Genomic DNA, 14,305 nt, shown 5'->3' with positions numbered 1-14,305 from the left:
CCCCAAGCCCCCCCACCACTACCGACGTCAGTTTTTATACTCGGTATCAGTACGCTCCAACTGCCGAACCAACGCATTCCAATGCCGCGCCACACCCGGCCCGGCCCCGTTGCTGAACACCTTGGCCTGCTCTTCAACCTTGGCCACCACCTCCGCCGGCGGAAAGATCAACTGCGCATTCCCGCCCGCCTGCGCCGCCACCTGGATATTGCACGCACGCTCCAGCCCCTGCAGCTGCTGAAACGCATGCTCAACGCTCACCCCCGCCGTCAACAACCCATGGTTACGCAAAATCATCACACTCTTGTCCCCCAGGTCCGCCACCAACCGCTCACGCTCGTCCAGGTCCAGCGCCACGCCTTCATAGCCGTGGTACGCGATACGCCCGGAGAACGCGATAGAGTGCTGGGAAATCGGCAACAGCCCGTCCTTCTGCGCCGACACCGCAATACCGTCACGGGTATGCGTGTGCAGCACCGCTTGCAGGTCATGCCGCGCGCCGTGGATGGCGCTGTGAATCACATAACCTGCGTAATTGATGCCCAGGCCCGTAGGGTCGTCGACAATCGTGCCGTCAAGGTCAACCTTGACCAGGTTGGACGCGCTGATTTCATCGAACAACAAGCCAAAGGCATTGATCAGGAAATGCTCATCCGGACCCGGCACGCGGGCCGAGAAGTGCGTGTAGATGTGATCGGTCCACTTGTACAACGCCGCCAGCCGATAGGCCGCGGCCAGTTTGACGCGCACCTCCCACTCTTCGGGCGATACGCGCTGGCGGACGTTGCTGGAAACGCTGGATAGAGAGGTGACGCTACTCATGGCAAAACTTCCTGGATGGCCTTAAGGACTTCCAGGCAGCCTAGGGGATGCCGAAAAATAATAAAAAGCACATTTTAATCTAAGCTAATTATTATTTTTTTTTATAAAAACCACGTCCCTCGCTCAGGCGGCGTTGCGGATCTTGTGCAGCGAGTCCGCGACCAGCTTGCCGAATGCATCCACCGGCCCCTGCAGGTTGCCGAGAAAATGCGGATAGATCAGCCACAAATCCATCACCGGCTTGAAATCCTTGAGCGGCATGACCGCCAGTTGCTCACGGTGAGCGCTGCGCTCCAGCAAAGGCCGCGGCACCAGCCCCAAACCCAAACCGTCTGCCACCAGCCCCAATTGCAACTCGGTGCCGAAGGTTTCCAGGTTCACCCGCAATGCCAACCCCTGATCAGACAAGGTGCGCTGCAAGCCGGCCCGGAAACCGCAGCCATCCGGGTTCAGAATCCAGCCGTTATGGTACACATCGGCCAACTTGCACGGCTTCTTCGGCAACTGCGCCTTGGCACACACCACCACCAACTCCATTTTGCCGATGGACTCACCGACGATGTTGTCCGGGAAAATCTTGCCTGCCGGAAACAGCGCCACCGCCGCGTCCAGTTCACCGCGCTCGATCTTGCCGACCAGTTGGCTGCCCCAACCCGTGGCGACTTGCGTGCGCAAGTCGGCGTATTCGGTGCGCAGGTGCTTGAGCGCATCGAGCAGCACCACGTCGCCGATGGTCTGCGGCACGCCCAGGCGCAATACGCCGGTCGGCGGCGCATCGGTGGCCACCAGTTCGCGCAGGGCATCCATTTCGCGCAGGATCAGCCGGCATTGTTCATAAACGCGCGTACCGATCAGCGTAGGCTTGAGGGGCTTGGTGTTGCGGTCGAACAGCTCCACACCCAGCGCCTGCTCGAAGTTCTGCACGCGGCGGGTAATGGCCGGCTGGGTCAGTTGCAACGACTCGGCGGCATGGCTGATGGACTGGCAACGAATCACTTCGACAAAGGCATCGATATCGTCAATTTTCATTTGGGCCGCACATAGAGAACAGTCATTAAGATGTGTGCGAAGCATAGTTGCATGAACGCTGCATGGATAGTCCACGCTGTGATCGATAACGTCTAACGCTATGCAGAGCGGTTCTAAATTACCTAAAGCTATAAGCTAATCATTAAAAAATAGCATATTAAATATAAACATTATGCTTATATAAACCCATCAAACCCTCCCCGTTAAAGCAGCGATGGAAGTGCCATGACCCAGGCCCGACACCCCGAGAGACTCAGAGCCTTTATAGGCGCCCTGGCGGAATTGATCGACGGCAATCCACGCGAAGGCGACCTGCTGCACCGTGGCGGCAAGCTCTTGGCGCAACTGGTCAGCCACGATGACTGGCTGCCCGACGAATACGCCCAACCCGACCCCGCGCGTTACCAGCAATTTCTGCTGCATGCCGATTCGCGCCAGCGCTTTTGCATCGTCAGCTTTGTGTGGGGGCCGGGGCAAAGCACGCCGATTCATGACCACCGCGTGTGGGGCTTGATCGGCATGCTGCGCGGTTCGGAATTTTCCCAGGGCTTTGAACGCGCACCCGACGGCCGCCTCGTTGCCGAGGGCAAGCCGATTCAGTTGGTGCCGGGTCAGGTCGAGGCCGTGTCGCCCAAGGTCGGCGATATCCATCAGGTCAGCAATGCCCACAGCGACCAGGTGTCGATCAGCATTCATGTATACGGTGCCAATATCGGTGCGGTACGCCGCGCGGTGTATCAGCCCGACGGCAGCGAGAAACTGTTTATCTCCGGTTATTCCAACGCCTACCTCCCGAACATCTGGGATTTGTCCAAAGAAAAGAGCCCTGCCCTATGACCACCGTATCGAACCGCAGCTTCGCCCAGATCCGTCAGGCCCTGTTGGACCGTGAAGAAGTCGCCCTGGTCGATGTGCGCGAAGAAGCGCCGTTTGCCGAGTCGCACCCGCTGTTCGCTGCGAATATCCCGCTGTCCAAACTGGAGCTGGAGGTGTACGCGCGCATTCCACGGCGCAATACCCAGGTCACCGTCTACGACAACGGTGAAGGGCTGGCGCAACGCGCTGCCGAGCGCCTGGTTGCGCTGGGCTACACCCAGGTCAGCCTGCTTGAAGGGGGGTTGGACGGTTGGCGCAAGGCCGGCGGTGAGCTGTTTATCGACGTCAACGTGCCGAGCAAGGCGTTTGGCGAGCTGGTCGAGAGCGAGCGCCATACCCCGTCTCTGGCCGCCGAAGAAGTCCAGGCTCTGCTCGACAACCAAGCCGACGTGGTGGTGCTCGACGCGCGCCGCTTCGATGAATACCAGACCATGAGCATCCCCACCGGCATCAGCGTGCCCGGTGCCGAGCTGGTGCTGCGCGCGCGTGAACTGGCGCCGGACCCGTCCACCCGCATCATCGTCAACTGCGCCGGGCGCACGCGCAGCATTATTGGCACTCAATCGCTGATCAACTCTGGCATCGCCAACCCGGTGTCGGCGCTGCGTAACGGCACCATCGGCTGGACCCTGGCCGGGCAGAAACTCGCCCACGGCCAGTCGCGGCGCTTTGCGCCAACCCGCGAAGAACACCGCCAGATCGCCGCCCGGGACGCGCGCCGCGTGGCCGACAAAGCCCGCGTCGGCCGTGCGACTTTGGCTGATCTGCAACGCTGGCAGCAGGAACCGCACCGCACCACGTACCTGTTCGATGTGCGCACCCCGGAAGAATTCGAAGCCGGCCACTTGCCTGGCGCACGCTCTACTCCGGGCGGCCAGCTGGTGCAGGAAACCGATCACGTCGCCAGCGTGCGCGGTGCGCGCCTGGTGCTGGCGGATGATGACGGCGTGCGTGCCAACATGTCCGCCTCCTGGCTCGCGCAACTGGGCTGGGAGGTGCATGTGCTCGACGACCTGCAAACGGCGCACTTCAGCGAAACGGGTGCCTGGGTAGCACCCGTGCCGGCGCCGCAGCAAGCCGAGTTGATCAGCCCGCACACCCTGGCGGAGTGGCTCGCCCACGGCGACACGGCGGTGCTGGATTTCACCCCCAGCGTCAATTACGTCAAGCGCCACATCCCCGGTGCTCACTGGGTCTTGCGTGCGCAATTGCCCGAGGCGCTGGCCAAGGTACCGCCCGCCGAGCGTTATGTGCTGACCTGCGGCACCAGCCAACTGGCACGCCTGGCGGTGGCCGAAGTCGAAGCGCTGACCGGCAAGCCGGTGTTCCTGCTGCAAGGCGGCACCACGCACTGGATCGCCGAACAACTGCCGCTGGAAACGGGAGAAACGCACCTGGCCTCAGCGCGTATCGACCGCTACCGCCGACCGTACGAAGGCACCGACAGCCCCAAGGAAGCCATGCAGGCCTACCTGGATTGGGAGTTCGGCCTGGTCGACCAACTGGCCCGCGACGGCACCCATGGTTTCTACGTGATCTGATCCCCTTAACGCCTGCCCCGGACCGGGGCAGGCCGCACCGACCCCTTTCCAGGCGGAGGTAACCCACACCTTTTCGATCTGTCTGGAATCTATCGCTCATGACCTTTACCCCTGCGTTCAAACGCCTGTTGCTGGGCACCGCCCTCGCCTTCGGCCTGCTCACCACCGCCCAGGCCGCCGACCTGCAACCGCTGCGCGTGGCCAATCAAAAATCCACCATCAAGGCCCTGCTGGAAGCCTCGGGCGAAACCCAAAACGTTCCCTACACCCTCCAATGGTCGGAATTCCCCTCCGCCTCACCGTTGGGCGAAGCCCTGAATGCCGGCGCCGTGGATGTCGGTGCGCTCGGTGATGCGCCGTATGTGTTTGCTCTGGGCGCCGGCGCCTCGCTCAAAGTGGTCAGCATCATCCACGCCGAAGGGCGCAACACCACCGCCCTGGTGGTGCCCAAGGATTCACCGATCAAGACGGTGGCCGACCTCAAGGGCAAGAAAATCGTCACGGGCCGCGGCTCCATCGGCCACTACCTGGCGATCAAGGCCCTGGCCAGCGCCGGGCTGACCACCCAGGATGTGCAATTCATATTCCTGCTGCCCGCCGAATCGCGGTTGGTGCTCGATAACGGCACAGTCGACGCCTGGGCCACATGGGACCCGTACACCACGGTGGTCACCTCACAAAGCCAGGCCAGGGTGCTGGTCAGCGGCAACCCGTTGCTGAGCAACCACCTGTATTTTGCGGCCACCCAACAGGCCATCAGCGAAAAACGCGCGCAACTGGACGACTTCGTCGCCCGCGTCGATCGCGCTTATGCGTGGGCCAATGCGCACCCCAATGAATACGCTGCCGCCCAATCGAAAATCACCGGCCTGCCGTTGGCGGTGCACGTCGAGGTGGCCAAGGACACTCATCTGAGCCCCGTCGTGATCGACGACAGCGTGATCAGCGGCCTGCAAGCCACGGCCGACACCTATCAGAAGGAAGGCCTGCTGCCCAGGCACATCGACGTGTCGCAGGGTTTCGACAAGAGCTTTAACGCCGAGCGTTTTCCCACTTCCCAAGCATCGCGCTAAGCAAGGAGCTACACATGAGCAAGCCAGGTCAATTGCAGCCACGCCATTTGAAGCTGGGCGCCATGGTTCACGGCGTCGGTCACGGCTGGGGTGAATGGCGCCACCCGCAGGCGCAACCGAATGCCAGTACGAATTTTGGTTTCTACAAGCAGCAGACTGAATTGGCCGAAAGCGCCAAATTCGATTTCGTGTTCATCGCCGACAGCCTGCATATCCACGCCAAGTCCAGCCCGCATTACCTCAACCGCTTCGAGCCACTGACCATTCTCTCAGCCCTCGCCGCACTGACCACGAACATTGGCCTGGTGGCCACGGTGACGGTCAGCTACAGCGAGCCCTATCAGGTGGCACGCCAGTTTGCGTCCCTGGACCACATCAGCGGCGGCCGCGCCGGTTGGAACGTGGTCACCTCGTGGCTCAGCGGCACCGCCGACAACTTCGGCAAGGCCGAGCACCCACCGCATGCCGTGCGCTACCGCATCGCCAAGGAACACCTCAACGTGGTCAAGGGCCTGTGGGATTCCTGGGAAGACGACGCCTTTACCTACAACAAGCAAAGTGGCGAGTTTTTCACCCCGCACAAGCTGCACGCGCTGAACCACAAAGGCGAGTTTTTCTCGGTCAAAGGCCCGCTGAACATCGCGCGTTCGCGCCAGGGCCAACCGGCAATTTTCCAGGCCGGCACCTCGGAGGATGGGCGCAACTTTGCGGCGCAAAACGCCGATGCGATTTTCGTGCACGTCGAGCACATTGAAGAAGCCAAAGCCTACAGCGCCGACTTGAAGCGCCGCGCCAAGGGCTTTGGCCGCGACGCCCACAGCCTGTCGATCCTGCCGGGCATCCGCCCGATTGTCGGGCGTGACGCCGCCGAGGTGCAAAGCCGCTATCAGCAGGCCGTGGACCTGGTCACCGTGGAGGACGCCATTGTCGCCCTCGGCCGCCCGTTCAACGACCATGACTTCAGCCAATACCCGCTGGACGAACCCTTCCCGGAACTCGGCGACCTGGGCGCCAATAGCCAGAAAGGCGGCTCCGAGCGCATCAAGCAACTGGCCAAGGACGAAGGCTTGACCCTGCGCGAAGTGGCCCTGCGTTTCTCGCGGCCCAAACGCGATTTTGTCGGCACCCCGGAGCAAGTCGCCGATGCGATCCAGACCTGGTTCGAAACCGGCGCCAGCGATGGTTTCATCATCAACTCGGTGCTGCCGGATGGCTTGCAGTACTTCACTGAGCTGGTGGTGCCGGTGCTGCAACAGCGCGGCCTGTTCCGCACCGAGTACAGCGGCCACACGCTGCGCGACAACCTGGGCCTGGACGTGCCGGCCAACCGTTACAGCGTCGCCACCGAGGTCGAAGAACAACAGGAGGCGCTGGCATGAGCGAATCCCTCAACCATCAATTAGCTGAGCTGCATGCCGAACGTGTGGCCACCTGGGCGCCGGCGGCGTTGCAGGTCAATATCGACCAGCGCCAGCGCCTGGTGGATGAAGCGCAGCCCGACGCGTATGTGCAGGTGGGCGATGCGCTGGACCCGTTCACCTTGCTTAATGTGGAAGGCGGCGAACTGAACCTCGACCTGCTGCTGGCCGACGGGCCGGCGGTGTTGATTTTCTTCCGTTTTGCCGGCTGCCCGGCGTGCAACATCGCCCTGCCCTATTACGAGCGCCAGCTCTACCCGCGCCTGCGTGAATGGGGCGTGCCGCTGGTGGCGGTCAGCCCGCAAGTGCCACAGCGCCTGGTCGAGATCAAGACCCGCCATAGCCTCAAACTGCTGGTCGCCAGCGACCCGGACAACACCCTCGGGCGGCGCCTGGGCATTCTTTACAGCTTTGACGAAGCCTCGCGCAACGCGGCATTGGCCAAGGGCAGCAGCATCGGCGAAACCACCGGTACCGGCACGTGGGAATTGCCGCAGCCAACCGTGGTGGTGATTGCCCAGGACGGCACGGTGGCGTTTGTCGAGGTCAGCCCGGACTGGCTGGTGCGTACCGAGGCCGAGCCGGTGTTGCAGGTGGTGGAGCGCTTGTTGGGCCAACAGCCCGTGCGTATCGCTATCTGAAATCACACCGATTCAATGTGGGAGCTGGCTTGCCTGCGATAGCGGTGTTTCAGCCACCAACACTGTCAGCCTGGAATCGCTATCGCAGGCAAGCCAGCTCCCACAGGTATCGGCGTACACCTATCGAATCGAGTGAAGCAACCATGAGCCACTTTTCCCAACCTTCCTTACGCTCCGTGGAAGTCGCCAACTTCGAAGCCTTGCTCGAACGTCTCAGCGCCGAGCTGGCAAGCACCGCGCACCTGTACGACGCCAGCGGTGCTTTCCCCCACAACAATTTTAAGCTGCTGCATGACCACGGCCTGGTCGCCCTCACCGTGCCCAAGTCCTTGGGCGGCGGCGGTGCCAGCTTGCCCCAGGCGCGCAAGGCGATCAGCGCGATTGCCAAGGGCGAGCCCTCCACCGCGCTGATCCTGGTGATGCAGTACCTGCAACACACGCGCTTGCAAGACAGCAAAACCTGGCCCCAGCACTTGCGCGTGCAAGTGGCCGAAGACGCGGTGCGCAACGGCGCGCTGATCAACGCCCTGCGCGTCGAACCCGACCTCGGCACCCCGGCGCGGGGCGGCCTGCCGGCGACCACCGCCGTGCGCACCGCCGAGGGCTGGCGCGTCAGCGGGCGCAAGATTTACTCCACCGGCAGCCATGGTCTGAGCTGGTTCAGCGTATGGGCGCGCAGCGATGACGCCGACCCGTTGGTGGGTGCCTGGCTGGTGCGCAAGGACAGCCCCGGCATAAGCATCATCGACACCTGGGACCACTTGGGCATGCGCGCCACCTGCAGCCATGAAGTGGTGCTCGACAACGTGCTGGTGCCGCTGGACCACGCCGTCAGCGTGAGCCCCTGGAGTGCGCCGCAGCCAGAGCTGGATGGCGATGGTTTCCTGTGGATGTCAGTGTTGCTGTCTTCGGTGTATGACGCCGTGGCCCAGGCTGCACGGGACTGGCTGGTGAAATGGCTGGAGGAGCGCAAGCCATCCAATCTGGGCGCAGCGCTGTCGACCTTGCCGCGTTTTCAGGAAACCGTCGGCCATATCGACACGCTGCTGTTTGCCAACCGCAGCCTGCTGGATGCCGCCGCTGAAGGCCACACACCGGCCGCGAATGCCGCGCAGTTGAAGTACCTGGTGACCGGCAACGCGATCCGCGCCGTCGAGTTGGCCATCGAAGCCTCGGGCAACCCCGGCCTGTCACGCCACGGCCCGCTGCAACGCCATTACCGCGATGTGCTGTGCAGCCGCGTGCATACCCCACAAAACGACGCTGTGCTGCAAGGCGTCGGCAAAGCTGTGTTCGCCCAACGTGGCCCAAAATGAATAAGGAACGCTCATGAGTCAGGTGATTATTGCCAGCCAGCTGGACGAAGACTACAACGCGGTGATCCGCGAACGCCTCGCCTCGATTCATCCTGAAGCCCAGGTAATCGGCGTACCTGCTGGTGTGCCGAGTGACTTGCCGCCCCAGGCCAATATCCTCTTGCTGCGCCCGATCAACGTGCGCGGCTACACCGCGCCGGACACCCCGCCGCCGGGCTGGCCGTACGGCGCGCAGTGGGTGCATCTGGTCTCGTCGGGCATCGACTTCTACCCGCAGTGGCTGTTCAACGGCCCACCGGTGACCACCTCGCGCGGCAGCGCCGCCGACAACCTCGCCGAGTTTGCCCTGGCGGCGATCTTTGCCGCGTCCAAGCATTTGCCGGCTATCTGGGTGAAGGATGCTCACTGGAATTTCACGCCATTGCGCCCACTCAAGGGCACTACCCTGGGCATTCTCGGCTTTGGCGCAATTGGTAAAAGCCTCGCGCAAAAGGCGTTGGCGCTCGGCATCAACGTGGTTGCGTTGCGTCAAAGCCATGCCTCTTTTGACGTCGACGGCGTCGAAGCCGCTGGGGATATCCACGACCTGTTCGCCCGCGTCGACCATCTGGTGCTGGCGGCGCCGCTGACCGAGAGCACGCGGCATATCGTTAACCGCGATGTGCTCGGCAGTGCCAAGCCGGGGCTGCACCTGATCAACATCGCGCGCGGTGGTTTGCTCGATCAGGAGGCGTTGTTGGAGGCGTTGGACAACGGTCAGGTTGGCCTGGCATCGCTGGACGTGACCGAGCCGGAACCGCTGCCGGATGGGCACCCGTTGTACAGCCATCCGCGGGTAAGGTTGTCGCCGCACACCTCGGCGATTTCGACCAACAGCCAAGAGGAGATTGCCGATACGTTCCTGGCGAATCTGCAGCGGTATGTGGACGGTTCGGAGTTGGCCAACCTCGTCGATCTCTGAGCCAAACCTCAATCAAAATGTGGGAGCGGGCTTGCTCGCGAATGCGCTGGATCAGCTACAGATACGCTGACTGACACACCGCTTTCGCGAGCAAGCCCGCTCCCACAGGTGTGCGATGCTGTGTCAGTGGTTCAGCAACCACCCGCCAGGCGTTCACGCAAGAATTCCACCAGCGCCTGCACCGGCCTGGAGCTTTGCCGGTGCTGGGGGTACACCGCCGACAAGGTCAGCGCTTCAGGGGCGAAGTCTTCCAGAAGCGTGACCAGGCGCCCGTCCTTCAACGCGTCGGCCACGATAAACGTTGGCAGGTACGTGACGCCCAACCCGGCAATCGCCGTGTCGCGCAACAACTCGCCGTTGTTCACGCGCATGCGCCCGCTGACATTCACCGACTGCAGTTTGCCCTTGGTCTGGAAGCGCCATTGCACCTGGCGGCCGTGGCCGTAGGGCAGGCAATCGTGGTCGGCCAGGTCTTCGGGCTTGAGCGGCGTGCCGCGCCGGGCCAGGTACTCGGGGCTGGCGCAATACACCCGCTCGACACTGGCGATGCGCCGCGCGATCAAGGTCGAGTCTTCAAGGGTGCCGATGCGCAGCACCAGGTCGTAGCCTTCGCCGATCAGGTCAACAGGCCGGTCACTGAGATCGACTTCCACCGACACGTGCGGATAGCGCTGCAGAAATGACGGCAACAGGCAACCCAGGTGAGCCATGGCAAACGACAGCGGCGCACTCAGGCGCAGCGTGCCGCGCGGCTCGCTGTTCTGGCCGGCGATGCCCTGCTCCACTTGCTCGACGTCACTGAGCAATCGCAAGGCGGATTCGTAATAACTCTGGCCCAGCGGCGTGACGTCCAGGCGGCGCGTGGAACGGTTGAGCAGGCGCACGCCCAGGCGCTCTTCCAGCTGAATCAGGCGGCGGCTGACAAATTGCTTGGACAGGCCCAGTTGCTCGGCGGCGGCGGTAAAGCTGCCGGACTCCATGACCTGGCAGAACAGGCGCATGTCTTCGAAGGGGTTCATTGTCGCTTCTCGGTGGACATTTTGCTGATTTATAACCGGTCAGTCATGGCACCACAAATCAAATGTGGGAGCCGGGCTGGCCCGCGACAGCGCAGCGTCAGCCAACCGTGATGTCGACTGATGCTGCGCCGTCGCGGGCAAGCCCGGCTCCCACAGGGTTCAGCGGTGTGCTGTCTGCGGGGTTACTTGGCAGTAAACGCCGAGTAGCTGTTCATCAGGTTGCGGTAGTTGGGAATGCGTGGCGACAGCAGGTTGGCCAGGCCTTCCATGTCGTTGCGCCAGTCGATCTGCAGCTCGCAGGCCACCGCAAACCAGTTGACCAGGTGCGCACCCGCTGCGCTCATGCGCGCCCACGACGCACGTTGCACGGCCTCGTTGAACGTCCCGGAAGCGTCGGTCACCACAAACACCTCGAAGCCTTCAGCCAGCGCGGCCAGGGTCGGGAACGTCACGCAGACGTCGGTCACCACACCGGCGATGATCAATTGCTTGCGGCCGGTGGCCTTGACGGCCTTGACGAAATCTTCGTTGTCCCAGGCATTGATCTGACCAGGGCGCGGGATGTATGGCGCGTCCGGGAACAGCGCCTTAAGCTCCGGCACCAGCGGGCCATTGGGGCCGGTTTCAAAGCTGGTGGTGAGGATGGTCGGCAGCTTGAAGAACTTGGCCACATCCGCCAGCGCCAGCACGTTGTTCTTGAATTCGTTGGGCGAAAAATCCTGCACCAGCGAGATCAAGCCAGTCTGGTGGTCCACCAACAGCACCACGGCGTCGTCTTTGTTCAAGCGTTTGTAAGTCATGGGGTAGCTCCTTTGGGGGTTTTAGAAGGCAAAGCACGAGCAGCCAAACGCGCCCCAGAAACCCTGGAAGTCGCTGACCGGCACGCTGGAAAGGCGCGCTTTTTCATGGCCATGGGCATGCACGCCACACGGGCCGCTGCATTGATGGACCTGGGCTTGTGACGCTGAACCTGGGCGCCAGTGCCCCGGCACCTTGACCACCGGCGACCAGTCCGGCAGCACCGGCACGCGTGGCGGTGCGAAATCTTCGAAGTCGCCGGCGCCGTACACCACCTTGCCGCCGACCACGGTGAGCACCGACTCGATCCACTTGATGGCTTCTTCATCGACACTGAAAAAGTCTGCCGACAGCGCGGCAACGTCCGCCAACTGACCGACCTTGATCTGGCCCTTCTTGCCCTGCTCCGACGAGAACCAGGCACTGCCGTGGGTGAACAGCTCCAACGCGGTGAGGCGCGGCAGGCCTTCGGCGTGCAGTTCCAGGCCGCCGACGGTGCGGCCGCTGACCATCCAATACAACGAGGTCCAGGGGTTGTAGCTCGACACCCGTGTGGCATCGGTGCCCGCCCCGACCGGTACGCCCTCAGCCAACATGCGCTTGATCGGCGGCGTGGCTTCGGCCGCCTTGGCGCCGTAACGCTCGACAAAATATTCGCCCTGGAACGCCATGCGATCCTGAATCGCGATACCGCCGCCAAGAGCACGCACGCGCTCGATGTTGTGCGGGGTGATGGTTTCGGCGTGGTCGAAAAACCACGGCAGGCCATTGAACGGAATGTCGCGGTTGACCTTCTCAAACACGTCGAGCATGCGCGAGATGGATTCGTTGTAAGTGGCATGCAAGCGGAATGGCCAGCGCTGCTCGACCAGATGCCGAACCACCGGTTCCAGTTCCTGCTCCATGGTCAGCGGCAGGTCGGGGCGCGGTTCAAGGAAATCTTCGAAGTCCGCCGCCGAAAACACCAGCATCTCGCCGGCGCCGTTGTGGCGCAGGTAGTCATCACCCTGATGCAGGGTGACGCTGCCGGTCCAGTGCTTGAAGTCGCTGAGTTCTTCCTTGGGCTTCTGGGTGAACAGGTTGTAGGCGATGCGCACCGTCAGCTGTTCATCTTTGGCCAGTTGCTCGATCACCGCGTAGTCATCGGGATAATTCTGGAAGCCACCGCCGGCATCGATGGCGCTGGTGAGGCCCAGGCGATTGAGTTCACGCATGAACTGGCGGGTCGAGTTGACCTGATATTCCAGCGGCAATTTCGGCCCCTTGGCCAGGGTTGCATAGAGGATCATCGCGTTCGGCCGCGCCACCAGCATGCCGGTGGGGTTGCCGTTGCTGTCACGCACGATCTCGCCGCCCGGCGGGTTCGGCGTGTCTTTGGTATAGCCAGCCACCCGCAGGGCGGCGCGGTTGAGCAAGGCACGGTCGTACAGGTGCAGCACGAACACTGGCGTGTCCGGCGCGGCCTGGTTCAGCTCCTCCAGGGTCGGCATGCGTTTTTCGGCGAACTGGAATTCGTTCCAGCCACCGACCACCCGCACCCACTGCGGCGTAGGCGTGCGATCCGCCTGATCCTTGAGCATGCGCAGCGCATCGGCCAGGGACGGCACGCCTTCCCAGCGCAGTTCGAGGTTGTAGTTCAGCCCGCCACGGATCAGGTGCAGGTGCGAGTCGTTGAGGCCAGGGATGACGGTGCGGCCCTTAAGGTCGATGACCTGCGTGCCACTGCCACGCAACGCCATGGCTTGGGCGTCGGTGCCGACCGCGACGAAGCGGCCCTGGTGAATAGCAACGGCGGTGGCGCGCGGGTTTTCACGGTCCACGGTGTGGAACTGGCCATTGAACAGAATCAGATCGGCGTTCATAGGGTTTCCTTTACAGAGGCTTCAAGCCAGGGAGCGAACAGGCGGGTGGCGGCCGGCATCAGCAGGTAGACCACCAGCAGCACGATGGTCAGGGTGACCAGGAAGGTTGCGACCACGTAGTTGGAGAGGAACGGATGCAGGCGCAACACCGGGCCCCAGACGATCGGAATCAGCAGGGTCAGCGGCAGGATGACAAACAAGGTCACCACGGCTTGTTTCCAGCGCGGTGGTTTGGCGGCGCTGTCGGCCAGGGGGGCGAACCAGAACTCATTGACGGCACCGATTTCGGTGTTGTCGCCGTCGGCGAGCATGGGCGTGGCTTCGTTGATCAGGGCTTGGCGCTCGGGGGAGTCGAGCCAGCGTTCGAGGTCGTCGGTGGAGCGGTAGCGCAGGACGCAGGTGAACAGCGCCAGGCGGTTTTGTTTGCTGCGCACGACGTCGACGCCGAGGTGGCCTGGGCGTTCGCCGGCGATGCGCACGATGCGGCGTAGCCAGGCTTCGTAGTCGGCTTCGCGACCGGGTTTGATCAGGTGTTTGACGACCAGGGTGACGACTTCGTCGGGGCTGGTTTTGGGTGTTGGGTCCATGGTTTTGATTCCCCCCTGGAGAGTTGTGCGATAGGGGGAGTTTGGGGGGCAATGGGGGGGTTGGAATTGGATGTATGTGCTGTTTGACGTGGCGGCCTCTGGGGGCCGGTTTTTACGGAGTACATATCCGTTATTTGAGTAACGGCCGCGATGGGTTCCGCCCTTACGGCGGGTCACTTTGTAAAAGCCCCAAAGTAACCAAAGGGCTCTTGCCCCACCACTCGGCACCTCGCTCAGGCTCGGTGTGCCCTCACTCCGGCTTGAATCCGTGGGCCGCCGTGACGGGCCATCCATGGCCCAACACGGCTAACCCGGCGTCCTGCCGGGTTACCCACGGATTCAAGCCTGCGTTCGGCCAGCGT

The 14,305-nt window shown here is 62.7% G+C and carries 13 protein-coding genes; 7 read left to right on the top strand and 6 right to left on the bottom strand.

What is annotated here, in order from left to right; genetic code table 11:
- Positions 1–27: 27 nt before the first annotated feature.
- Positions 28–822 (bottom strand): class II aldolase/adducin family protein, encoded by a 795-nt coding sequence (locus AACU78_RS12160; protein ID WP_106580745.1) that lies wholly within the window; start codon positions 820–822, stop codon positions 28–30.
- A gap of 123 nt (positions 823–945) precedes the next feature.
- On the bottom strand, positions 946–1,851 hold the full coding sequence (locus AACU78_RS12155; protein WP_106580744.1) for a LysR family transcriptional regulator: 906 nt from the start codon (positions 1,849–1,851) through the stop codon (positions 946–948).
- A gap of 225 nt (positions 1,852–2,076) precedes the next feature.
- On the opposite strand from AACU78_RS12155, the gene AACU78_RS12150 reads away from it, so the two are divergent.
- The 7 genes from AACU78_RS12150 to AACU78_RS12120 all read left to right on the top strand — a co-directional run bounded on the left by AACU78_RS12150 (position 2,077) and on the right by AACU78_RS12120 (position 9,677).
- Positions 2,077–2,688 (top strand): cysteine dioxygenase family protein, encoded by a 612-nt coding sequence (locus AACU78_RS12150; RefSeq protein WP_106580743.1) that lies wholly within the window; start codon positions 2,077–2,079, stop codon positions 2,686–2,688.
- Positions 2,685–4,268 carry a rhodanese-related sulfurtransferase gene (locus AACU78_RS12145; RefSeq protein WP_106580742.1) on the top strand — a complete coding sequence of 528 codons (1,584 nt, stop codon included), beginning with the start codon at positions 2,685–2,687 and terminating at the stop codon, positions 4,266–4,268. Before AACU78_RS12150 ends, AACU78_RS12145 begins: the two co-directional genes overlap by 4 nt.
- A gap of 98 nt (positions 4,269–4,366) precedes the next feature.
- Complete coding sequence (locus AACU78_RS12140) at positions 4,367–5,341, top strand: ABC transporter substrate-binding protein (protein ID WP_106580741.1); 975 nt, start codon at positions 4,367–4,369, stop codon at positions 5,339–5,341.
- A 14-nt stretch (positions 5,342–5,355) separates the two neighbouring features.
- Positions 5,356–6,720, top strand: a complete 1,365-nt coding sequence (locus AACU78_RS12135; RefSeq protein WP_106580740.1) for an LLM class flavin-dependent oxidoreductase — start codon at positions 5,356–5,358, stop codon at positions 6,718–6,720.
- Positions 6,717–7,400, top strand: a complete 684-nt coding sequence (locus AACU78_RS12130; protein ID WP_106580739.1) for a peroxiredoxin-like family protein — start codon at positions 6,717–6,719, stop codon at positions 7,398–7,400. Before AACU78_RS12135 ends, AACU78_RS12130 begins: the two co-directional genes overlap by 4 nt.
- Positions 7,401–7,543: 143 nt before the next feature.
- Positions 7,544–8,716, top strand: coding sequence for an acyl-CoA dehydrogenase family protein (locus AACU78_RS12125; protein ID WP_106580738.1), 1,173 nt, complete (start codon positions 7,544–7,546; stop codon positions 8,714–8,716).
- Positions 8,717–8,729: 13 nt separating this feature from the next.
- Positions 8,730–9,677, top strand: a complete 948-nt coding sequence (locus tag AACU78_RS12120) for a D-isomer specific 2-hydroxyacid dehydrogenase family protein (RefSeq protein WP_106580737.1) — start codon at positions 8,730–8,732, stop codon at positions 9,675–9,677.
- A 131-nt stretch (positions 9,678–9,808) separates the two neighbouring features.
- Here the strand turns inward: AACU78_RS12120 and AACU78_RS12115 are convergent, their stop codons facing one another.
- The 4 genes from AACU78_RS12115 to AACU78_RS12100 all read right to left on the bottom strand — a co-directional run bounded on the left by AACU78_RS12115 (position 9,809) and on the right by AACU78_RS12100 (position 13,943).
- Positions 9,809–10,696 (bottom strand): LysR family transcriptional regulator, encoded by an 888-nt coding sequence (locus AACU78_RS12115; RefSeq protein WP_106580736.1) that lies wholly within the window; start codon positions 10,694–10,696, stop codon positions 9,809–9,811.
- Positions 10,697–10,878: 182 nt separating this feature from the next.
- Positions 10,879–11,496, bottom strand: coding sequence for an isochorismate family cysteine hydrolase YcaC (gene ycaC, locus AACU78_RS12110; RefSeq protein ID WP_106580735.1), 618 nt, complete (start codon positions 11,494–11,496; stop codon positions 10,879–10,881).
- Between the two features lie 21 nt (positions 11,497–11,517).
- Positions 11,518–13,356: an amidohydrolase gene (locus AACU78_RS12105; RefSeq protein ID WP_106580734.1), complete on the bottom strand. Its 1,839-nt coding sequence runs from the start codon at positions 13,354–13,356 to the stop codon at positions 11,518–11,520.
- Positions 13,353–13,943: an antibiotic biosynthesis monooxygenase gene (locus AACU78_RS12100; protein WP_106580733.1), complete on the bottom strand. Its 591-nt coding sequence runs from the start codon at positions 13,941–13,943 to the stop codon at positions 13,353–13,355. The genes AACU78_RS12105 and AACU78_RS12100 overlap by 4 nt, the downstream gene beginning before the upstream one ends.
- Positions 13,944–14,305 lie beyond the last annotated feature (362 nt).

The sequence above is a fragment of the Pseudomonas sp. R9.37 genome (assembly GCF_963878885.1).
Classification (GTDB): domain Bacteria; phylum Pseudomonadota; class Gammaproteobacteria; order Pseudomonadales; family Pseudomonadaceae; genus Aquipseudomonas.
Note: the sequence above shows the minus strand (reverse complement) of the source record. Positions and strands in the feature narration are given on the sequence as shown.

Excerpts from the sequence above, each read along its gene's own strand:
- AACU78_RS12150 (WP_106580743.1), top strand. The coding sequence starts at position 2,077 with ATGACCCAGGCCCGACACCCCGAGAGACTCAGAGCCTTTATAGGCGCC.
- AACU78_RS12115 (WP_106580736.1), bottom strand. The coding sequence starts at position 10,696 with ATGAACCCCTTCGAAGACATGCGCCTGTTCTGCCAGGTCATGGAGTCC.
- AACU78_RS12135 (WP_106580740.1), top strand. The coding sequence starts at position 5,356 with ATGAGCAAGCCAGGTCAATTGCAGCCACGCCATTTGAAGCTGGGCGCC.
- AACU78_RS12125 (WP_106580738.1), top strand. The coding sequence starts at position 7,544 with ATGAGCCACTTTTCCCAACCTTCCTTACGCTCCGTGGAAGTCGCCAAC.
- AACU78_RS12155 (WP_106580744.1), bottom strand. The coding sequence starts at position 1,851 with ATGAAAATTGACGATATCGATGCCTTTGTCGAAGTGATTCGTTGCCAG.
- AACU78_RS12160 (WP_106580745.1), bottom strand. The coding sequence starts at position 822 with ATGAGTAGCGTCACCTCTCTATCCAGCGTTTCCAGCAACGTCCGCCAG.
- AACU78_RS12145 (WP_106580742.1), top strand. The coding sequence starts at position 2,685 with ATGACCACCGTATCGAACCGCAGCTTCGCCCAGATCCGTCAGGCCCTG.
- AACU78_RS12130 (WP_106580739.1), top strand. The coding sequence starts at position 6,717 with ATGAGCGAATCCCTCAACCATCAATTAGCTGAGCTGCATGCCGAACGT.
- ycaC (WP_106580735.1), bottom strand. The coding sequence starts at position 11,496 with ATGACTTACAAACGCTTGAACAAAGACGACGCCGTGGTGCTGTTGGTG.
- AACU78_RS12140 (WP_106580741.1), top strand. The coding sequence starts at position 4,367 with ATGACCTTTACCCCTGCGTTCAAACGCCTGTTGCTGGGCACCGCCCTC.
- AACU78_RS12105 (WP_106580734.1), bottom strand. The coding sequence starts at position 13,356 with ATGAACGCCGATCTGATTCTGTTCAATGGCCAGTTCCACACCGTGGAC.
- AACU78_RS12120 (WP_106580737.1), top strand. The coding sequence starts at position 8,730 with ATGAGTCAGGTGATTATTGCCAGCCAGCTGGACGAAGACTACAACGCG.
- AACU78_RS12100 (WP_106580733.1), bottom strand. The coding sequence starts at position 13,943 with ATGGACCCAACACCCAAAACCAGCCCCGACGAAGTCGTCACCCTGGTC.